20 protein-coding genes and 1 pseudogene are annotated in these 16,996 nt (G+C 73.2%); 6 read left to right on the forward strand and 15 right to left on the reverse strand.

The window, feature by feature from the left end; translation table 11 throughout:
- The first annotated feature begins 73 nt into the window (after nucleotides 1-73).
- The 4 genes from ACZ4W9_RS03795 to ACZ4W9_RS03810 all read left to right on the forward strand — a co-directional run bounded on the left by ACZ4W9_RS03795 (nucleotide 74) and on the right by ACZ4W9_RS03810 (nucleotide 3,568).
- A complete protein-coding gene (locus tag ACZ4W9_RS03795; RefSeq protein ID WP_467932941.1) occupies nucleotides 74-1,870 on the forward strand; it encodes a thiamine pyrophosphate-requiring protein in 1,797 nt (598 codons plus the stop codon).
- Nucleotides 1,871-1,964: 94 nt separating this feature from the next.
- Entirely contained in the window at nucleotides 1,965-2,342 is a 378-nt protein-coding gene (locus ACZ4W9_RS03800) for a DUF2795 domain-containing protein (protein ID WP_467932942.1), read from the forward strand.
- Nucleotides 2,339-3,019 carry a diguanylate cyclase gene (locus ACZ4W9_RS03805; protein WP_467932944.1) on the forward strand — a complete coding sequence of 227 codons (681 nt, stop codon included), beginning with the start codon at nucleotides 2,339-2,341 and terminating at the stop codon, nucleotides 3,017-3,019. The genes ACZ4W9_RS03800 and ACZ4W9_RS03805 overlap by 4 nt, the downstream gene beginning before the upstream one ends.
- 6 nt (nucleotides 3,020-3,025) lie before the next feature.
- Complete coding sequence (locus tag ACZ4W9_RS03810; protein ID WP_467932945.1) at nucleotides 3,026-3,568, forward strand: type 1 glutamine amidotransferase domain-containing protein; 543 nt, start codon at nucleotides 3,026-3,028, stop codon at nucleotides 3,566-3,568.
- A 105-nt stretch (nucleotides 3,569-3,673) separates the two neighbouring features.
- Here the strand turns inward: ACZ4W9_RS03810 and ACZ4W9_RS03815 are convergent, their stop codons facing one another.
- From ACZ4W9_RS03815 to ACZ4W9_RS03825, 3 genes are all read right to left on the reverse strand, one after another.
- A complete protein-coding gene (locus ACZ4W9_RS03815) occupies nucleotides 3,674-3,961 on the reverse strand; it encodes a DUF6158 family protein (RefSeq protein ID WP_030789224.1) in 288 nt (95 codons plus the stop codon).
- 200 nt (nucleotides 3,962-4,161) lie between these two features.
- Nucleotides 4,162-5,781 carry an ABC-F family ATP-binding cassette domain-containing protein gene (locus ACZ4W9_RS03820; protein WP_467932947.1) on the reverse strand — a complete coding sequence of 540 codons (1,620 nt, stop codon included), beginning with the start codon at nucleotides 5,779-5,781 and terminating at the stop codon, nucleotides 4,162-4,164.
- Nucleotides 5,782-5,856: 75 nt separating this feature from the next.
- On the reverse strand, nucleotides 5,857-6,513 hold the full coding sequence (locus tag ACZ4W9_RS03825) for a histidine phosphatase family protein (RefSeq protein ID WP_467932949.1): 657 nt from the start codon (nucleotides 6,511-6,513) through the stop codon (nucleotides 5,857-5,859).
- Nucleotides 6,514-6,571: 58 nt separating this feature from the next.
- On the opposite strand from ACZ4W9_RS03825, the gene ACZ4W9_RS03830 reads away from it, so the two are divergent.
- Together ACZ4W9_RS03830 and ACZ4W9_RS03835 are read left to right on the forward strand one after the other, a co-directional pair.
- Nucleotides 6,572-8,065: a phosphatase PAP2 family protein gene (locus tag ACZ4W9_RS03830; RefSeq protein WP_467932950.1), complete on the forward strand. Its 1,494-nt coding sequence runs from the start codon at nucleotides 6,572-6,574 to the stop codon at nucleotides 8,063-8,065.
- A 138-nt stretch (nucleotides 8,066-8,203) separates the two neighbouring features.
- Nucleotides 8,204-9,028: a class I SAM-dependent methyltransferase gene (locus ACZ4W9_RS03835; protein WP_467932951.1), complete on the forward strand. Its 825-nt coding sequence runs from the start codon at nucleotides 8,204-8,206 to the stop codon at nucleotides 9,026-9,028.
- Here the strand turns inward: ACZ4W9_RS03835 and ACZ4W9_RS03840 are convergent.
- The 12 genes and pseudogenes from ACZ4W9_RS03840 to ACZ4W9_RS03895 all read right to left on the reverse strand — a co-directional run bounded on the left by ACZ4W9_RS03840 (nucleotide 9,025) and on the right by ACZ4W9_RS03895 (nucleotide 16,982).
- Nucleotides 9,025-9,306: a gas vesicle protein K gene (locus ACZ4W9_RS03840; RefSeq protein ID WP_030605837.1), complete on the reverse strand. Its 282-nt coding sequence runs from the start codon at nucleotides 9,304-9,306 to the stop codon at nucleotides 9,025-9,027. The two genes, ACZ4W9_RS03835 and ACZ4W9_RS03840, sit on opposite strands and share 4 nt — an antisense overlap.
- The gene (locus ACZ4W9_RS03845) at nucleotides 9,303-9,518 is read right to left on the reverse strand and encodes a gas vesicle protein (RefSeq protein WP_467932953.1); all 216 of its coding nucleotides are present in this window, start codon (nucleotides 9,516-9,518) and stop codon (nucleotides 9,303-9,305) included. The genes ACZ4W9_RS03840 and ACZ4W9_RS03845 overlap by 4 nt, the downstream gene beginning before the upstream one ends.
- Entirely contained in the window at nucleotides 9,515-10,321 is an 807-nt protein-coding gene (locus tag ACZ4W9_RS03850) for a GvpL/GvpF family gas vesicle protein (protein WP_467932954.1), read from the reverse strand. The genes ACZ4W9_RS03845 and ACZ4W9_RS03850 overlap by 4 nt, the downstream gene beginning before the upstream one ends.
- A complete protein-coding gene (locus ACZ4W9_RS03855) occupies nucleotides 10,318-10,653 on the reverse strand; it encodes a gas vesicle protein (protein ID WP_467932955.1) in 336 nt (111 codons plus the stop codon). Before ACZ4W9_RS03855 ends, ACZ4W9_RS03850 begins: the two co-directional genes overlap by 4 nt.
- Nucleotides 10,650-11,855 carry an SRPBCC family protein gene (locus ACZ4W9_RS03860; RefSeq protein WP_467932957.1) on the reverse strand — a complete coding sequence of 402 codons (1,206 nt, stop codon included), beginning with the start codon at nucleotides 11,853-11,855 and terminating at the stop codon, nucleotides 10,650-10,652. Before ACZ4W9_RS03860 ends, ACZ4W9_RS03855 begins: the two co-directional genes overlap by 4 nt.
- Nucleotides 11,852-12,529 (reverse strand): DNA primase, encoded by a 678-nt coding sequence (locus tag ACZ4W9_RS03865; RefSeq protein WP_467932959.1) that lies wholly within the window; start codon nucleotides 12,527-12,529, stop codon nucleotides 11,852-11,854. Before ACZ4W9_RS03865 ends, ACZ4W9_RS03860 begins: the two co-directional genes overlap by 4 nt.
- The gene (locus ACZ4W9_RS03870; RefSeq protein ID WP_467932960.1) at nucleotides 12,526-12,786 is read right to left on the reverse strand and encodes a gas vesicle protein GvpG; all 261 of its coding nucleotides are present in this window, start codon (nucleotides 12,784-12,786) and stop codon (nucleotides 12,526-12,528) included. Before ACZ4W9_RS03870 ends, ACZ4W9_RS03865 begins: the two co-directional genes overlap by 4 nt.
- 39 nt (nucleotides 12,787-12,825) lie before the next feature.
- The gene (locus ACZ4W9_RS03875) at nucleotides 12,826-13,596 is read right to left on the reverse strand and encodes a GvpL/GvpF family gas vesicle protein (protein ID WP_467932961.1); all 771 of its coding nucleotides are present in this window, start codon (nucleotides 13,594-13,596) and stop codon (nucleotides 12,826-12,828) included.
- Nucleotides 13,593-14,015, reverse strand: a complete 423-nt coding sequence (locus tag ACZ4W9_RS03880) for a gas vesicle structural protein GvpA (protein ID WP_467932962.1) — start codon at nucleotides 14,013-14,015, stop codon at nucleotides 13,593-13,595. The genes ACZ4W9_RS03875 and ACZ4W9_RS03880 overlap by 4 nt, the downstream gene beginning before the upstream one ends.
- A gap of 64 nt (nucleotides 14,016-14,079) precedes the next feature.
- The gene (locus ACZ4W9_RS03885) at nucleotides 14,080-14,457 is read right to left on the reverse strand and encodes a gas vesicle protein GvpO (RefSeq protein ID WP_467933121.1); all 378 of its coding nucleotides are present in this window, start codon (nucleotides 14,455-14,457) and stop codon (nucleotides 14,080-14,082) included.
- A 51-nt stretch (nucleotides 14,458-14,508) separates the two neighbouring features.
- A pseudogene (ligD, locus tag ACZ4W9_RS03890) lies at nucleotides 14,509-15,138 on the reverse strand (non-homologous end-joining DNA ligase LigD); the annotation flags it as partial.
- The gene (locus tag ACZ4W9_RS03895; protein ID WP_467932964.1) at nucleotides 15,135-16,982 is read right to left on the reverse strand and encodes a transketolase; all 1,848 of its coding nucleotides are present in this window, start codon (nucleotides 16,980-16,982) and stop codon (nucleotides 15,135-15,137) included. The gene ACZ4W9_RS03895 and the pseudogene ligD, both read right to left, overlap by 4 nt.
- Nucleotides 16,983-16,996: the final 14 nt, after the last annotated feature.

Raw genomic sequence — 16,996 nt, forward strand, 5'->3', positions numbered from 1 at the left:
CCGGCCGTGGCGCAGGTGACTCGGTACAGGCTGACCGGATCGTCCGCTTCGCTCTCCACCGGGAGGTCTGTCCATGAGCACCAAGGTCTCGGACCACATCCTCGAACGCCTGCGCGCATGGGGCGTGGAACAGGTCTTCGGTTATCCGGGCGACGGCATCAACGGACTGCTCGCCGCCTGGGGCCGCGCCGAGGACCAGCCGCGGTTCATCCAGTCCCGGCACGAGGAGATGTCCGCTTTCGAGGCGGTCGGGTACGCGAAGTTCAGCGGGCGCATCGGCGTGTGCGCGGCGACCTCCGGCCCCGGTGCCATCCACCTGCTCAACGGACTGTACGACGCGAAGCTGGACCACGTGCCCGTGCTGGCCATCGTCGGCCAGACCAACCGGACCGCGATGGGCGGCTCCTACCAGCAGGAAGTCGACCTGCACACGCTGTACAAGGACGTCGCCTCGGAGTTCGTGGAGACCGTGACGGTGCCCGAGCAGCTGCCGAACGTGCTGGACCGGGCGATCCGCACGGCGTACGCCCGGCGCTGCCCGACCGCGCTGATCATCCCGGGCGACGTGCAGGAGCTGGACTACTCACCGCCGACGCACGCGTTCAAGATGGTGCCGTCCAGCCTGGGGATGAGCGAGTTCACCGCGACCCCGACGGACGAGGCGCTGCGCCGGGCGGCCGACGTGCTCAACGCGGGCGAGAAGGTGGCCGTCCTGGTCGGCCAGGGCGCGTCGGGCGCGGTCGCGGAGGTGCGCGAGGTCGCCGAGCTGCTCGGCGCGGGGGTGGCCAAGGCGCTGCTCGGCAAGGACGTGCTCAGCGACGAGCTGCCGTATGTGACCGGCCCGATCGGGCTGCTCGGCAGCCGGCCGTCGTACGAGCTGATGCGGGACTGCGACACGCTGCTGACGATCGGCTCGTCGTTCCCGTACACCCAGTTCATGCCGGAGTTCGGCAAGGCACGCGGGGTGCAGATCGACATCGACGCGCACATGATCGGCATGCGCTATCCGTACGAGGTGAACCTCGTCGGCGACGCCCGGGCCACGCTGCGCCGGCTGATCCCGCTGCTGAAGGCGGAGGGCCGGAGCCGCGAGTGGCACGACACGGTGTGCGCGAACGTGCGGCGCTGGCACGCGACGATGGAGCGGCGGGCCGCGGTGCAGGCCGATCCGATCAACCCCGAGTACGTGGCCCGGGCGCTGGATCCGCTGCTGCCGGACAACGCGATCCTGACCTCGGACTCCGGTTCGGTCGCCAACTGGTACGCGCGGCACATCACGATGCGGCCGGGCATGCGCGGCTCGCTGTCCGGGACGCTGGCGACGATGGGCCCGGGCGTGCCGTACGCGATCGGGGCGAAGTTCGCACACCCGGACCGGCCGGTGTTCGCGCTGGTCGGTGACGGCGCGATGCAGATGAACGGCCTGGCGGAGATGATCACCGCGGCGAAGTACCGGGACCGCTGGTCGGATCCGCGGCTGGTGGTGGCCGTGTGGAACAACCAGGACCTGAACCAGGTGACCTGGGAGATGCGGGCCATGGAGGGCTCCCCCTCCTTCCTCCCGTCGCAGTCGCTCCCGGACGTGCGGTACGCGGAGTTCGCCCGGTCCCTCGGGCTGACCGGCATCCGGGTGGAGAAGCCGGAGGACGTGGAGGGGGCCTGGCGGGCCGGGCTGGAGGCGGACGGGCCGGCGGTGCTGGAGTTCCTCACCGACCCCGCCGTGCCGCCGATCCCGCCGCACGCCACCTGGGAGCAGATGGAGGCGACGGCCACGTCGATCCTGAAGGGCGACGCCGACCGGGGTTCGGTGATCAAGCAGGGGCTGAAGGCGAAGGTGCAGGAGTTCCTGCCGGGCCGGGCCAAGCAGTGACCGTGCGGGACGAGATCCGTGCCGGCGTGACGAACCCGTGTCGGACGTGCGGCACCGGGTACGCGGTGCGCACCTTCGACCCTTGGAGGAAAGTATGCAGCGAGGCAGTGACCGGCTGAACGTCCACCGGGACGACGAGATGAAGCACGAGCTGAGGGGTCTGCTCCGCTCCGGCCACCCCACCCGCGTGGAGGAGTGGCACGACCCGGAGCCGGCCGCGGACGACGACCCGGAGGTCTGGAGCGGCCCGGTGGGCGGCCTCGGGTCCCCGGCGGCACTGGAACGGACCCGGCTGGAGCTGGCCCGGCACCTGAACCGGCACGCCTTCCCCGCGAAGCCCGGCGAGCTGGCCCGGGCGCTGCGCCGGAGCAACGCGCCCGGCACACTGATCGACGGCGTGGCCGCCCTGCCGCACGAGGGCCGCTACGAGAACCTGCAGCAGCTCGCCGAGGCGCTGGTGGGGGGCGCATGAGGCTGCCGATACCGGCTGCCGGCGGTGCCACGGACCAGGCGGCCGAGATCGCGCGGGGGGCCACGGTCGACACCGGCGAGGTCACGACGCGTTTCCTGCTGTACGGGCTGCTGCCCGGCTGGTTCGTGCCGGGGCTCGCCGACTGGGCGATGCACCGGCGCACCGGGATCGAGGACACGTCGGGGACGAAGGAGTCCCTGATCCACTCCCTGATGATGGCGGAGGTGGGCGTCCCCATCGCGCTCACCCTGCGCTACGAGGTCAATCCGCTGCTGCTGGCCGTACAGCTAGGCGCGGCGGCGGTGCACGAGGCCACCGCGCTGTGGGACGTACGGACGGCGGAGGACAGCGACCGCGAGGTCAAGCCGATCGAGCAGCACATCCACAGCTTCCTGGAGTCGCTGCCGTTCGGCGGGCTGGTCTCCCTCATGTGCCTGCACTCCGACCAGGTGCGGTCGCTGCTGCGGGGAGGCCGCGGGGACCCGGACGCCTGGCGGCTGGTGCCGCGCCGGCGGCCGCTGTCGCCGGGCTATCTGGCGGGCATCGGGGTCGCGATCGGCGCGTGTGTGCTGCTGCCGTACGGCGAGGAGCTGCTGCGCTGCCGACGGGCGGCCAGGGAAAAGAAGCGCCGCGCCCGGAACCGCGAGGCGGCGCTGCGGAAACTGAAAGGAGCCTGACACATCATGCGTATCGCGTTTCTGGTGGCACCCGAGGGCGTCGAGCAGGTGGAACTGACCGAGCCGTGGAAGGCGGCCTCGGACGCCGGTCACGAACCCGTGCTGGTGTCGACACAGTCCGGGAAGATCCAGGCGTTCAACCATCTGGACAAGGCGGACACCTTCCCCGTGGACGAGGTGGTGGAGCAGACGTCGGCCGGGTCGTTCGGCGGTCTGGTGCTGCCGGGCGGGGTCGCCAACCCGGACTTCCTGCGGATGGACGAGAAGGCCGTCGCCTTCGTGAAGGACTTCTTCGACCAGGGCCGGCCGGTCGCCGCGATCTGCCACGCGCCGTGGACACTGGTGGAGGCCGACGTGGTGCGCGGCCGGGTGCTGACGTCCTGGCCGAGCCTGCGGACCGACATCCGCAACGCGGGCGGCACCTGGGTGGACGAGCAGGTGAAGATCTGCGACCACGGCTCCAACCAGCTGGTGACCAGCCGCAAGCCGGACGACCTGAAGGCGTTCTGCGACGCGTTCGTGCACGTGTTCTCCGGTGAGGCAGGCTGAGCCTCCCGCCCGTGTGCGACGGGGCCGGCCCGCCAGGCGGGCCGGCCCCGTCGTCGTGCGTCGTCGCGCGGGCTTGTCCGGTGGGTCAGGTGCCGGACGCGTGGGTCAGGTGCCGGACGCGTCCGGGGTCGCCGCCTCGCCGCAGCCGCGCTCCCGGGCACCTTCGCGGGTGCGGCCGGCGCTCACCAGGCGGCGGGGATTGCGCCGCAGATACTCGCCCTCCAGCTGCGCCATCCGCTCGTTGTGGGCCCGCAGCGCGTCGTTCGAGCCGTACAGGAGGGTGTCGTGGCGCGTGCGGTGGATCGTCTCCAGCTCCTTCATGAGCTGCTGGTCGTCCAGCCGGCTGGGGTCGACTCCGGTCATGGTGGTGCCCCGCTCGTCGTGTTCGTTCATGGGCTACGGGTACCCGCCCGGAACGCGCTGCCCCGAGTGATTTCCGAGCTCGCGTTCCCGAGTCCACTGTACGAACATCCGGGCTTCCGGGCCTCCGCGCGCGTCGTCGGCCTTGCGGGGACAGGGCCCGAGGCGGCCCGGGAGCACCGGCCGGGCCGAGCCGCCGATCCTCCGGACGGGCCGGACACGCGGCGCGAGGGTCACCGGGCCCGCTCGACCCGGCGTTCGTCCCAGACCGGTTCCGGGGTCTCACGGACCCGGCCGTCGCTGCCGAACACCAGGAAGCGGTCGAAGGAGCGGGCGAACCAGCGGTCGTGGGTGACCGCGAGGACCGTGCCCTCGAACGCCTCCAGCCCCTCCTGGAGGGCCTCGGCGGACTCCAGGTCGAGGTTGTCGGTGGGCTCGTCCAGCAGCAGCGCGGTGGCGCCGGCCAGTTCCAGCAGCAGGATCTGGAAGCGGGCCTGCTGCCCCCCGGAGAGCCGGTCGAAGGTCTGCTCGGCCTGCTGGGTGAGTTCGTAGCGGCGCAGCCGGGACATGGCCGCGCCCCGGTCCTGGGCGTGTTCCTTCCACAGGATGTCCAGGAGGGTGCGGCCCCTCAGTTCGGGGTGGGCGTGGGTCTGCGCGAAGTGGCCGGGGACGACGCGGGCGCCCAGCTTCCACTGCCCCGAGTGCGCGACGTCCTCGCCGGCCAGCAGCCGCAGGAAGTGCGACTTCCCGGAGCCGTTGGAGCCGAGGACGGCGACCCGTTCGCCGTAGAAGACCTCCAGGTCGAACGGCTTCATCAGACCGGTCAGTTCGAGTCCCTGGCAGGTGACGGCGCGTACGCCGGTACGGCCGCCCTTCAGGCGCATGGTGATGTCCTGCTCGCGGGGCGGCTCGGGCGGCGGGCCGGCCTCCTCGAACTTGCGCAGGCGGGTCTGCGCGGCGGCGTACCGGGAGGCCATCTCGTGGCTGACGGCGGCGGCCTGACGGAGGTTCAGCACCAGCTTCTTCAGCTGGGCGTGCTTCTCGTCCCAGCGGCGGCGCAGCTCCTCGAAGCGGGCGAAGCGTTCGCGGCGGGCCTCGTGGTAGGTGGCGAAGCCGCCGCCGTGCACCCAGGCGTCGGCGCCGGCCGGGCCGGGCTCCACGGAGACGATCTTCTCGGCGGCGCGGGCGAGGAGTTCGCGGTCGTGGGAGACGAACAGAACCGTCTTCCGGGTCTCCCCGAGCTGCTCCTCCAGCCACCGCTTGCCGGGCACGTCGAGGTAGTTGTCCGGCTCGTCCAGCAGCAGCACCTCGTCGGTGCCGCGCAGCAGCGCCTCCAGCACCAGCCGCTTCTGCTCGCCGCCGGAGAGGGTGCGCACCTGGCGCCACTGGGCGCGTTCGTAGGGGACACCGAGGGCGGCGGTGGTGCACATGTCCCACAGGGTCTCCGCCTCGTAGCCGCGCACCTCGGCCCAGTCGGCGAGGGCCTGGGCGTAGGCGAGCTGGGCGGCCTCGTCGTCGACGGTCATCAGGGCGTGCTCGGCGGCGTCGACGGCCTTCGCCGCCTCCCGGATGCGGGGCGGGGCCACGGAGACCAGCAGGTCCCGTACGGTCGACTCGTCCCGTACGGAGCCGACGAACTGGCGCATCACGCCGAGGCCGCCGCTGACGGTGACGGTGCCGCCGTGGGGTTTCAGCTCGCCGGAGATCAGCCTGAGCAGCGTGGTCTTGCCGGCGCCGTTCGGTCCGACGAGGGCGACGGCGGCGCCCTCGCCGACCCGGAAGGAGACGTCGCCGAGCAGCGTCCTCCCGTCGGGGAGGTGGTATTCGAGGTGCGCGGCTTCCAGATGTCCCATGGGCAGGCATTCTGCGCGGCGCCGGGCGCCGGGGGCAAACGGATACCCGGTCGGGTACCGGGCGTGCGCCCCGCGCTACCCGTCCGTTCCCAGGGCCTCTCCGGCCGGCCCTCCCCCGCCGGCCGGTTCCACCACGGCGCCCTCCCAGGACAGGGCCTTCCAGCCGCCGGCCGGGGAGCCCTCCAGGATCACCACGCCGGTGTTCTCCAGCGGGCGGGCCGCGGCGAAGGCGACCTTCACGTTGGCGGCGCGGGCGGCGGTCCACACGCGGATCGCGGCGCCGTGACCGACCAGGGCGACGGTCCGGGCGCCGCTCGCAGCGGCCTCGGCGACCACCGCGTCGTACCGGCCCAGGGCCTCGGTGCCGCTCTCCCCGCCGGGCATGCGCAGCGCGGTGTCCCCGGACGCCCACGCGAACGCCGTGCGCAGGTACCGCCGGCCCTGCGGGGTGTGTCCGGGCAGCATCTCCAGGTCTCCGGCGGACAGCTCGCGGATGCCGTCCCGGACGATCACCTCCAGGCCGCGGGCGGCGGCCAGCGGGGCGGCCGTCTGCCGGGTGTGGATGAGCGTGGAGGCGTACAGGGCGTCGATGTCCTCCGCGGCCAGCGCCCCAGGCAGGGCTGCGGCCTGTGCCGCGCCGAGCGTGGTCAGCCCCGGGCCGGGCACCGCGGTGTCCAGCAGGCCGTCGACGTTGGACGGGGTCTGGCCGTGCCGGACGAGGAGCAGACGCATCCGGGGGTTCACCTCCGCGCGGACACAAGGAACGGGCCCTTCAGGGTAACCGCACCCCATGAGCCCTGACCTGGACCTGACCGCCCCCGTGGCGTCCGCCGCCCGTGCCCCGCTGCGCCGGGCACTCGACCTCGACGGCCGGCTGTTCGAGGCCGCCGCCGCCTGGCACTGGCCCGGCGCCGAGCGGGTGCTGCCCCGTCTGAGCCGGGCCGCGAACCACGGCGTGCTGTGGTTCGCCACGGCCGCCGCCCTGGGCGCGGCCCGCACCCCCCGGTCCCGCCGGGCGGCGGTGCGCGGGCTGGCCTCGCTCGGCCTGGCCTCGCTGACCATCAACACGCTCGGCAAGCGCTCGGTGCGCCGGGCCCGGCCGGTCCTGGACCCGGTGCCGTTGGTGCGGCAGCTGAAGCGGCAGCCGATCACCACCTCCTTCCCGTCCGGGCACGCGGCCTCGGCGGCGGCCTTCGCGACCGGGGTGGCGCTGGAGTCGCCGGCGTGGGGCGCGGCGGTGGCACCGGTGGCCCTCTCGGTGGCGGCGTCCCGGGTCTACACCGGGGTGCACTTCCCGAGCGACGTGCTGGCCGGGGCGGCGCTCGGGGCGGGCGCCGCCTTCCTGGTGCGGCGGCTGGTGCCGGCCCGTACCCAGGTCCGGCAGTCGGCCCGGACCCGGGCCGAGGTCCCGGCGCTGCCCGAGGGCGAGGGGCTGGTGCTGGTCGCCAACCGGGCCTCGGGCACGGCGGACCGGGTCGGCGCGCTGCACGACGCGCTGCCGCGGGCGGAGATCGTGGAGTGCGCCCCGGAGGAGATCGGGGAGGAGCTGGAGAAGGCGGCGGCCCGGGCACGGGTGCTCGGGGTGTGCGGCGGCGACGGCACGGTGAACGCGGCGGCCCGGGTGGCGCTGCGGCACGGTCTGCCGCTCGCGGTGCTGCCGGGCGGCACCCTCAACCACTTCGCCTACGACCTGGGCGTGGAGGACGAACGCCTGCTGGCCCGCGCGGTCCGGCACGGCGAGGCGGTCCGGGTGGACGCGGGCCGGTTCGTCGCCGGGGACCAGGAGGGCCTGTTCCTGAACACGCTGAGCCTCGGCGTGTACCCGGAGCTGGTGCGGGCCCGGGACAACTGGTCGCACCGGATCGGCGGCTGGCCCGCCGGGGTGCTCGGCGCGCTGCGCGTGCTGCGGGCCGGGCGGCACCCGCTGGAGGTGGAGATGGGCGGCAGACCGCGGCCCCTGTGGCTGCTGTTCGTCGGCAACGGCGTCTACCACCGCATGGGGCTCTCCCCGGGCCGCCGGACCGATCTGGCGGACGGGTTGCTGGACGTGCGGGTGGTGCACGGGGGCCGCAGGCCCGCGCTGCGGCTGTTCTCGGCGGCCCTCGCGGGCCCCCTGACCCGGTCGCCGGCGCACTCGGCGGTGCAGGTGAACCGGCTGCGGCTGACCGGCCTCGCCCCGGGCACCCCGCTCGCCTACGACGGCGAGGTCACGTCGGTGTCCGGCGAGGTGACGCTGGAGAAGCTGCCGGAGGCCCTGACGGTCTACCGCCCGCTGGGCACGTGACCGGCCGATCCCTCCCCTGACCCCCCGTCAGTCCACATGGCGGTATGCGAGTCTCATCATTCGGCGACACGCGTACGGTGGGGACGTACCGGCGGACGGGTCCGGCCCGTCCGCCACGAGGGGTGAAGGGGTACGGCCATGGCGACGCCACAGGAGACCGCCGTCTACACGCACGGGCACCACGAGTCGGTGCTGCGCTCGCACACCTGGCGGACCGCCGCCAACTCCGCGGGCTATCTGCTCGGCTCCCTGAAGCCCCACATGAGGATCCTGGACATCGGCTGCGGCCCGGGCACCATCACCGCCGACCTGGCGGAACTGGTGCCCGACGGCCATGTCACCGGCGTCGACCGGGCGCCCGGCGTCCTGGAGCAGGCCCGGGCCACCGCGGCCGGCCGGGGGCTGGCCAACATCGACTTCGCGGTGGCCGACGTGCACGCCCTGGACTTCCCCGACGACACCTTCTGCGTGGTCCACGCCCACCAGGTGCTCCAGCACGTGAGCGACCCGGTACGGGCGCTGCGCGAGATGCTGCGGGTGACGAGGCCGGGCGGGTTCGTCGCCGTACGCGACGCGGACTACGCGGCGATGACCTGGTACCCGGCGGTGCCGGGGCTGGACGACTGGCTGGACCTGTACGAGCGGGTGGCCCGGGCCAACGGCGGCGAGCCCGACGCCGGGCGCCGCCTGAAGGCGTGGGCGCTGGCCGCCGGACTGACCGACGTCACCGCCACCACCGGCACCTGGACGTTCGCCACCGCCGAGGAGCGGGCCTGGTGGAGCGGCCTGTGGGCGGACCGCACCCTGGCCTCCCCCTACGCCGACCGGGCGGTCCAGGGCGGCCATGCCACCCCGGAGGGGCTGCGGGCGGTGTCCGAGGCGTGGCGGGAATGGGGCCGCCGGGAGGACGGCTGGTTCGCCGTGCTGCACGGCGAGATCCTGTGCCGCAAGGAAGCGCCCTAATCGCGGGGCAGCAGCGGGCCGAGCGGGCCGAGGTCCAGGTTCAGGTCCTCGGGCCGCAGGCCGTAGCGGTCGCGCAGCTCGGCCATGCGCTCCTCCAGGAGCATGAGGGTGAGCCCGATGCGCTCCTCCTGCTCCTCGGTCAGCTCGCCGGTGTCGAAGCGGCGCACGGCCTGCCGTTCCATGAGCTGGCGCAGCAGTTCCACCACGGTCAGCACCAGTTTCACCAGGTCGCGCTCGACCGTGTCGGGTTCCAGGTCGAGCCGCTTGGGCGGGGTCACACGACCTCCTCGGGGGGCTCGGAGGGCACCAGGGGGTCGAAGGGCGAGGGCACCGCCGCGTTGACGGAACTGATCAGCGCGTTCAGGTCGATGCGGACCAGGTCGACGTCCGCGATCCGCAGGGTGATGTCCCCGGTGATCACGACTCCGCCGGCCAGCAGCCGGTCGAGCAGGTCGACGAGCGCGATCTCGCGCCGTTCGACGACGGTCACGTCACTTCCTCCCCCGTACTTCCCGTGTCCTGCGCTTCTTCCGCGGTCCCCGCGAAGGAGTAGGCGGCCCACGGGCCGGTCAGCTCCACCCGGATCCCGGGGGCCCCGTCCTTCGTCCGGTCCACCAGTTCCACGAATTCCTCGGAATGCGCCCGTGGCACCAGATAGGCCGCGTTGAGCACATTCTGCCCGGCCGCTCCGGAGAGCGCGGGATTCTGCGGAGCGTGCAGCCGGACGTCCTCGGCGCGTTCGGCGAGGCGCTCGTGCAGCGAGCGCGCGAACCCCTCGGCCCGCTGCCAGGTCTCCTCCCGCGCCCGGCCGCGGGCACGCCGCTGCCGCAGGTAGTCCCGGCCGCTCGCGGGCCGCGCCGGGTCGGCGGGCGCCGCCTCGGCCGGCTCGGCCGGCTCGTTCTCGACGAACACCTTCACGCCCCACTCCACCCGGCCGTCGAGCCGGTCGAGCAGGGTCCGGAAGTGGTCCTCGCGAGCCTCGATCATCATGCGTACGGCACTGTCGTCGCGGAAGACGGTGGCGAGCCGCAGCGGCAGCGGGGTGGTGACCGTGGTGAGCGCCCCGACCACGCCCTGGTGCGCCCGGGCGGTCGCGGCGAGCCAGTCCAGGTCCTCCAGGTGTGCCTTCAGCGCCTGCTCCCCGAAATCGGCCTCCGGGACCGTGCTGACCACCGCGACCAGCCCGTGGTGGTGCAGCAGGCCCGCCGGGGCGCCCCCCACGCCCGTCAGCTCGGCCTGCAGCGGTGTCATGAAGGGACGGCAGACGGCGTACACGTACCGCAGTCCGGTCATGGGGCCTCCTTCCGGGCGCGGCCCGCCTCGAGTTCCTCGAGGCGGGCGAGCCGTTCACGCAGCTCGGCGTTCTCCCGGGTCAGCTCGTCCCGGCGGGCCCGGGAGGACAGGGCGGGATCGCTCTCCCACCAGTCGATCCCCATCTCCTTGGCCTTGTCCACCGAGGCGACGATCAGGCGCAGCTTGATCGTGAGCAGTTCGATGTCGAGCAGGTTGATCCTGATGTCGCCCGCGATGACGACACCCTTGTCGAGCACTCGTTCGAGAATGTCGGCGAGGTTGGCCCCCGATCCCTGTCCGTACGGCTCGGGCAGGCGGCTCGGGAACGTCATCGACGGCTCCCGCGCCCGGTGGACTCGGGTTCCTCTTCCTCGTCCTCCTCGTCCTCGTCGTAGGCGCCCTCCTCGTCCTCTTCGGGCTCCTCGTCCTCTTCGGGCTCCTCGCCCTCCTCGGGCTCTCCGGCCTCCTCGGGCTCGTCCTCGTCCTCGTAGGGCTCCCCGGCCTCCTCGTCCTCGTATGCCTCGTCGCCCTCCTCGGGCTCCCGGGACTCCCGCTCGGACGCCTCGGCCTCTTCGGGCTCCTCGGACTCCTCGGGCTCCTCGCCCTCTTCCTCTTCGCCTTCCCCGGGCGCCTGTGCCTCGGGCTCCTGCTCCCGCTCCTCCTCGGCCACGGCGTCCTCGTGGCTGCGAACCACCTCGCCGTCGCGGATCTCACCGCGCCAGGCGTCCTCCGCCTCACCCTTGAGGGTGATGAAACGGGCGAAGTTCTTCAGGTCCAGCCGGGCCCGGCGGCCCTGCGCCCGCCAGATGTTGCCGGTCTTCTCGAACAGGCCGGTCGGGTAGTACTCCATGACCAGCAGCACCCGGGTGAGGTTCTCCTCCAGGCGGTGGAAGGAGACCACGCCCTTGGTGGTGCCCTTGGCGCCCTCCGAGGTCCACTGGATGCGGTAGTCGGGTATCTGCTCGGTCGTGTGCGCCTTCCAGCTGCGGGACGACCAGAAGATCTTCGCCTGCCAGTCGGAGTGGGTGTCGTCGGAGCGGCTCGCGCTCTTGACGCCCTTCGCGAAGGTGCTGAAGCTCTGGTACTGCGTCCACTGGTCGTACGCGGTGCGCAGCGGCACGCCCACGTCGACGGACTCCATGATGACGATGGGCTTCCTGCCCGCGCCGCCCTTCTTGCCCTTGCCGCCCCCCAGGTTTCTGACCGCGCCCATCACGTTCTCCTTGGCGCGGGAGGCGCCCAGCTCCAGTGCGGAGCGCAGCGGGCCCTTGCCCTCGGCCAGCTTGCGGCCGCCTTCCAGCGCCAGCTTGGCGAAGCCCGGGCTGTTGCCCTCGGCGATGTCGTTGAGCCGCACGGTCGTCTCGCCGAGCTTGCGGCCGACGCCGGTCAGCAGCCGCTCGGCCTGTGCGGTCAGATAGGCGCGGGCCTCCTCCTTGAGCCGGTCGGCGGCCTCACTGTGGGCGAGGTCGGCGAGCGGGCCCGGCGGGTTCCCGCCGACGACCCGGGAGGCCATGTCACGGAGGGTCTCTGTCATCGGTCATCGCCACCCTTCGACTGCCGGGAGGCGGCGCCGCGGGCGGTCTCACCGGCCGCGGACGTCCGCTTCGCCGCCGACCTCACGGCCGCGCCCGTCTTCCCGCCCGCCCCCTTGCCCGTGGCGGACAGCGGCTTCCCGGCGGTCTTCCGGCCAGGAGCCTTCTTCTCGGGGGCCTTCCGCTCGGAAGTCCTCTTCTGCGGAGCCTTGTCCCCGGCGGCCTTCCCGCCGTTACCCCGGCGTGCCCCGTCCCGGGCCCCGCCCTTCGTACCGGCGTCCTCGTCCGCGTCCTCGTCCTCGTCCCCGCCGGGTTCCGCGCGCTCGTCCGGCTCCTCGTCCGAGCCGCCGGACAGGGCGCCCGACAGCTCGTCGTACACCCGGTCGGTGCGGCTGCGCAGCCGGTCGGCGAGCGAACCCATCTGCCGCTCGACCATCGCACCGGTGGCGGCCTTGCCGACGCCTCGCAGGTCCTGGCGCAGCTGGTCCCCGATCTCCTTGAACTGGGGGTTGTTCTTCAGCTGCTGGTTCGCCAGTTCCGCGAGCATCTTCGGGCTGAGGTTCAGCTTCTTGCCGGCCACCAGGGAGCCGACCGCGAGTGCCATCTTCAGCTTCTTGGTGCGGCCGAGCATGTATCCGGCCCCTACGGCGAGGCCCAGTGCCGTTCGGTTCATCATCCCGTCCCGTTGCCTGTCGTGTCGCCGGAGTGCAGGGTGGTCTCCAGCCGGTCGAGCAGTTCGTCCTCGCGCCGGTCGAACTCCTCCTCGGTGATCTCGCCCGCCTCCAGCTGCTCTTCGAGGCGGGCGAGTTCGGCCCGTACGGTGGCGGGGTCGTAGTAGATCCGTTCCGCCTCCTGGAGCACCTGCCTGATGGCCCACGCGCCACCGCGCACGGGCGCGAACGGCAGCATCAGCACTTCGCCGATCAGTCCCATGGTGTTCTCCTTCCGTCCGGGCCGTCCGGGCCCGGAGCGCTACCGCGCGCCGGTGTCCGCGCCGGCCGTACTGCCGGCGGGCTGGGCCGGGCCGGGCTCGACGAAGCTGTACGGCGGCAGCGGCCCGTTGATCCGCAGGTCGAGGTGGGGACGGCCCTCGCGGACCTCCTCCACCGCGGCCAGGAAACGCTCGGCTGTGTCCCGGGGCACGAGGTACGACACGTTCAGCAGCCAGCCGGTGGACTCGGGGCCCACGCTGACCGCCGCGGCGGTCGGTGCCAGCAGGTCGCGCACCTCACCCGCGTCCTCGGCCTCCTTGCCCTTGACGAGCGCGGCGACCAGCTCGCCGAGGCGGATCTTGTCGTCGTAGCTGCCCCCGCCGGAACGGCGGTTGGCCTCGGCGAGGGCGCGTGCCTCGGCGTTCTCGGCCATCACCAGGTGCAGCACGGCCTCCTCGACGTGGGTGGCCTTGACGTTGTACTCGACCTTGCCGTCCAGCTCCCGCAGCCGCTCCCCGTAGTGGTCCGCACGCTCGGTGAGCACCTGGACGACCGCGTCGTCGTCCGCGGCGACGCTGCCGAACCGCATGGGCAGCACACAGCCGCCGGCCCCGGCCTCGGCGAGCACGTTCTGGTGGGCGAGCAGGTCCCGTCGCTTGGGGCGCAGGTCCTCGGGGGCGTCACTGACCACGGCGGCCAGGTCACCGGCCGTGAGGACGCGAACCGGGCGGGGCGGCTCGCCCACGCCCGTCATGCCCTCGGGCAGCGCCGGGTGCGACCGGGCGGTGATCCCGTAGACGTAGGTGCTCACTCCTGCTCCTCCTTACGGCTCGCCGCGGCCTTGCGGGCGCGCGGCCGGGACTCGGTCTCCCCTTCCTGGCGGGCCTGGTTGAAGGCCTCGGATATGGTCTGGGCGGCACCGGACAGCGCGCCCTTCGACTTGCCGCGGGCACCCTTCTCGGTGATCTCGCCGACGACCTCGGGCAGACCGGGGCTCTTGCGCGGCCCCGACTCCAGGTCGAGGCGGTTGCACGCCTCGGCGAAACGCAGATAGGTGTCGACGCTGGCCACGACGACCCGGACATCGATCTTCAGGATCTCGATGCCGACCAGGGAGACGCGCACGAACGCGTCGATCACCAGCCCCCGGTCGAGGACGAGCTCGAGCACGTCGTAGAGGCCGCTGCTGCCGCCTCCGCCTCCGCTCTGCTGTGCCGGAACAACAGTCATACCGACGATTCCTCCTCGTGCCTAGTAGGTGCACGGACTGCGCGGTCGGGACGCGCGAGCGGGCTCAGCGTCCGCCGCGCGCGTCGGCCCTGCCGCGTTCGTAACGGCGGACGCGCCGGTATCCGGTCAGCTGCCCCTCGGGGTCCAGCTCGACCTGGTAGCTCGCCATCAGGCTCATGGTGTCGGGCACCCGGGCCAACTCCAGTACCTCGACTTCGATGGCCCAGCCGTCCTCGGTCTGCTCGAAGGAGGAGACGTTCTCGGGGACGAGCCCCGTGAGTTCGGTGAGCTGGGCGCGCGCCTGGCGCAGCACCTCCACGAGGGGTGGCCGACGGCCGCTCGCCTCGTTCCGCGCGTTGTCCTGTGCGTTGTCGTGCGTGTCGTGTGAATCTTGGGGTTCTTGTGAACCTTGTGTCTCTGGTGTGCTGTTTGTGTTCGACATGGCCACCTCTCCCCTGCGTGTGGCCGCTCCTCCCTTGGCCAAACCTCGGGAGCGCATGTCATCGAGGCGACGCCGGGCCGGCCCGAGGGAGCGGCCCCGCCTCGGCAGCTCGGCCCATGGTTCGGCGCAGGCCCGGCCTACGGCGCCGGCGAGGGTCCACCGGCGGGCGCCGCGCGCGGGAACGTCCATCTGCTTCCAGGCTAGGGGCACTGCGACCGGAGCGCCCGGGCGGGCGCGGACGGGGTACGGGGCGACGGCGGTCCGGGCACACGCATCGCGCTGGACGCCGAGGGAGGGGCGGCCCGCGCGGTCCCCGGTGCGGGCGGCCGTGGTGAGCCGGTCCGGGTGCCGGGCGGCGGCCGGCGGAGCGACGTCCCGGGCGGACCGCGGCACCTCGCCGGTGTCGCCGCGGCCGTCCGGCGGGACGACGAGGTGCGGGCCGCGCGAGCCGGTGGTCATGGGCACGGCGGGCAGGCCCGGCTCCGCGGGAACCGCTCGTCGTGCGGGCCGTCCGGGTGCCGCTCCGGCATCAGCGGGCGGCCCGCACGTGCGGCAGCGGATACGGCGCGACGGACCGGTGGTAGTCGGCGGGGTCGCCCTTGGTGTACTCGGCGCGCCGTCGCGCCCGGGGAAGAGGACCTTCCCCGGCCGCCGGCCCGCCCGCGCGGCGCCGTGGCTCATCGCACGACCGCCTCCTCGACCAGCAGCCGGGCCGCCGCCGCGATGCCCACCGAGTCGATGCCGGCCGCGTGCAGCTGCTCGTCCGGCGCGGCCGAGCCCGGCATGGTGCGCACCGCCAGCCGGACCAGGCGGGGCACCGGCCGGCCGTCGCCGAACGCCTCCGCGACGGCGTCCCCGAGGCCGCCCTCCGGGTGATGGTCCTCCACCGTGAGCAGGCAGCCGGTCTCCTCGGCGGCGCGGTGCAGGGTGTCCGCGTCGACGGGCTTGACCGAATACAGGTCGATCACCCGCACCTCGATGCCCTCCTCGGCGAGCCGGTCGGCGGCCGTCAGCGCCTCGGGCACGGTCACCCCGGCCGCGACGATCGTCAGCCGGTCGTTCTCGCCGGAGCGCAGCGTCTTGCTGCCGCCGACGGGAAACTCCTCGTCCGGGCCGTAGATCACCGGGGTCTTGCCGCGGGAGGTGCGCAGATAGCGGATGCCGTCCCGTGAGGCCATCGTCGCGACGAGCCGGGCCGTCTGGTTGGCGTCGCACGGGTAGAGCACCGTGGAGCCGTACACGGACCGGAACATCGCCAGGTCCTCCAGGCCCATCTGCGAGGGTCCGTCCTGGCCGATGGCGACACCGGCGTGCGAGCCGACCAGGTTGATCCCGGAGCCGCTGACGGACGCCATGCGCACGAAGTCGTGAGCGCGGGTGAGGAAGGCGGCGAAGGTGGCGGCGTAGGGCACCCAGCCGCGCGCGGCCATGCCGACGGCGGTCGCGACGAGCTGCTGCTCGGCGATGTAGCACTCGACGTAGCGGTCGGGGTGTTCCTTGGCGAACTCCTCGGTGCGGGTGGAGTCGCCGACCTCGCCGTCCAGGGCGACGATGTCGCCGCGCGCGGTGCCGAGCGCGGCGAGGGCCTTGCCGAAGGCGTCCCGGGTGGCGGCCTCCTCGCCCACCTCGAAGCGCGGCAGCCGGACCGCCTCGGTGGTGAGGGAGCGCAGGGCGGCGGCGACCTGCGGCTCGCTGACCCGGATCCGCAGATCACGCTGCCCGCCGAGTTCGGCGATGGCCTCCTCGGCCTCGGGCAGCGGCTTGCCGTGCAGTCCCTCGCGGTCCTCCACTGCGGCGACGCCCTTGCCCTTGAGGGTGCGGGCGAGGATCACGGTGGGCTGCCCGGCGGTGGACAGCGCCTCGCCGTACGCCCGGTCGATCTTGTCGATGTCGTGCCCGTCGATCTCGATGGTGTGCCAGCCGAAGGCCTGGAAGCGGCGGGCGTAGGCGTCCAGGTCGTGGCCGTGCCGGGTGGGTCCGCGCTGGCCGAGCCGGTTGACGTCCACGATGGCGACGAGGTTGTCCAGGTTCTCGTGGCCCGCGTGTTCGGCGGCCTCCCACACCGAGCCCTCCGCCAGCTCGCTGTCGCCGCACAGCACCCACACCCGGTAGCCGGTGCGGTCCAGCCGCTTGCCGGCGAGGGCGATGCCGACGCCGACCGGCAGGCCCTGGCCGAGCGAACCGGTGGCCGTCTCCACCCAGGGCAGCCGGCGGGGCGTGGGATGGCCCTCCAGCCGGCTGCCGAGCTTGCGGAAGGTGACCAGTTCGCCGTCCTCGATGGCGCCGGCCGCCTTGTACGCGGCGTACAGCAGCGGGGAGGCGTGGCCCTTGGACAGGACGAAGCGGTCGTTGGCGGGGTGTTCGGGACGCTCGAAGTCGTAGCGGAGGTGGTTGGCGAGCAGGACGGCCACCAGGTCGGCGGCGGACATCGAGGACGTGGGGTGCCCCGATCCGGCGGCGGCGGACGCCCGCACGCTGTCCACGCGCAACTGCTGGCCGAGTTCGGCGAGTTCGTCGGTGTTCATGAGTCTCCTGGGTC

Source organism: Streptomyces sp. NPDC029296 (assembly GCF_055569255.1).

Coding starts and splice junctions, on each gene's coding strand:
- ACZ4W9_RS03795 (WP_467932941.1), top strand. CDS start 74: ATGAGCACCAAGGTCTCGGACCACATCCTCGAACGCCTGCGCGCATGG.
- ACZ4W9_RS03800 (WP_467932942.1), top strand. CDS start 1,965: ATGCAGCGAGGCAGTGACCGGCTGAACGTCCACCGGGACGACGAGATG.
- ACZ4W9_RS03805 (WP_467932944.1), top strand. CDS start 2,339: ATGAGGCTGCCGATACCGGCTGCCGGCGGTGCCACGGACCAGGCGGCC.
- ACZ4W9_RS03810 (WP_467932945.1), top strand. CDS start 3,026: ATGCGTATCGCGTTTCTGGTGGCACCCGAGGGCGTCGAGCAGGTGGAA.
- ACZ4W9_RS03815 (WP_030789224.1), bottom strand. CDS start 3,961: ATGAACGAACACGACGAGCGGGGCACCACCATGACCGGAGTCGACCCC.
- ACZ4W9_RS03820 (WP_467932947.1), bottom strand. CDS start 5,781: ATGGGACATCTGGAAGCCGCGCACCTCGAATACCACCTCCCCGACGGG.
- ACZ4W9_RS03825 (WP_467932949.1), bottom strand. CDS start 6,513: ATGCGTCTGCTCCTCGTCCGGCACGGCCAGACCCCGTCCAACGTCGAC.
- ACZ4W9_RS03830 (WP_467932950.1), top strand. CDS start 6,572: ATGAGCCCTGACCTGGACCTGACCGCCCCCGTGGCGTCCGCCGCCCGT.
- ACZ4W9_RS03835 (WP_467932951.1), top strand. CDS start 8,204: ATGGCGACGCCACAGGAGACCGCCGTCTACACGCACGGGCACCACGAG.
- ACZ4W9_RS03850 (WP_467932954.1), bottom strand. CDS start 10,321: ATGACCGGACTGCGGTACGTGTACGCCGTCTGCCGTCCCTTCATGACA.
- ACZ4W9_RS03855 (WP_467932955.1), bottom strand. CDS start 10,653: ATGACGTTCCCGAGCCGCCTGCCCGAGCCGTACGGACAGGGATCGGGG.
- ACZ4W9_RS03860 (WP_467932957.1), bottom strand. CDS start 11,855: ATGACAGAGACCCTCCGTGACATGGCCTCCCGGGTCGTCGGCGGGAAC.
- ACZ4W9_RS03865 (WP_467932959.1), bottom strand. CDS start 12,529: ATGATGAACCGAACGGCACTGGGCCTCGCCGTAGGGGCCGGATACATG.
- ACZ4W9_RS03870 (WP_467932960.1), bottom strand. CDS start 12,786: ATGGGACTGATCGGCGAAGTGCTGATGCTGCCGTTCGCGCCCGTGCGC.
- ACZ4W9_RS03880 (WP_467932962.1), bottom strand. CDS start 14,015: ATGACTGTTGTTCCGGCACAGCAGAGCGGAGGCGGAGGCGGCAGCAGC.
- ACZ4W9_RS03885 (WP_467933121.1), bottom strand. CDS start 14,457: ATGTCGAACACAAACAGCACACCAGAGACACAAGGTTCACAAGAACCC.
- ACZ4W9_RS03895 (WP_467932964.1), bottom strand. CDS start 16,982: ATGAACACCGACGAACTCGCCGAACTCGGCCAGCAGTTGCGCGTGGAC.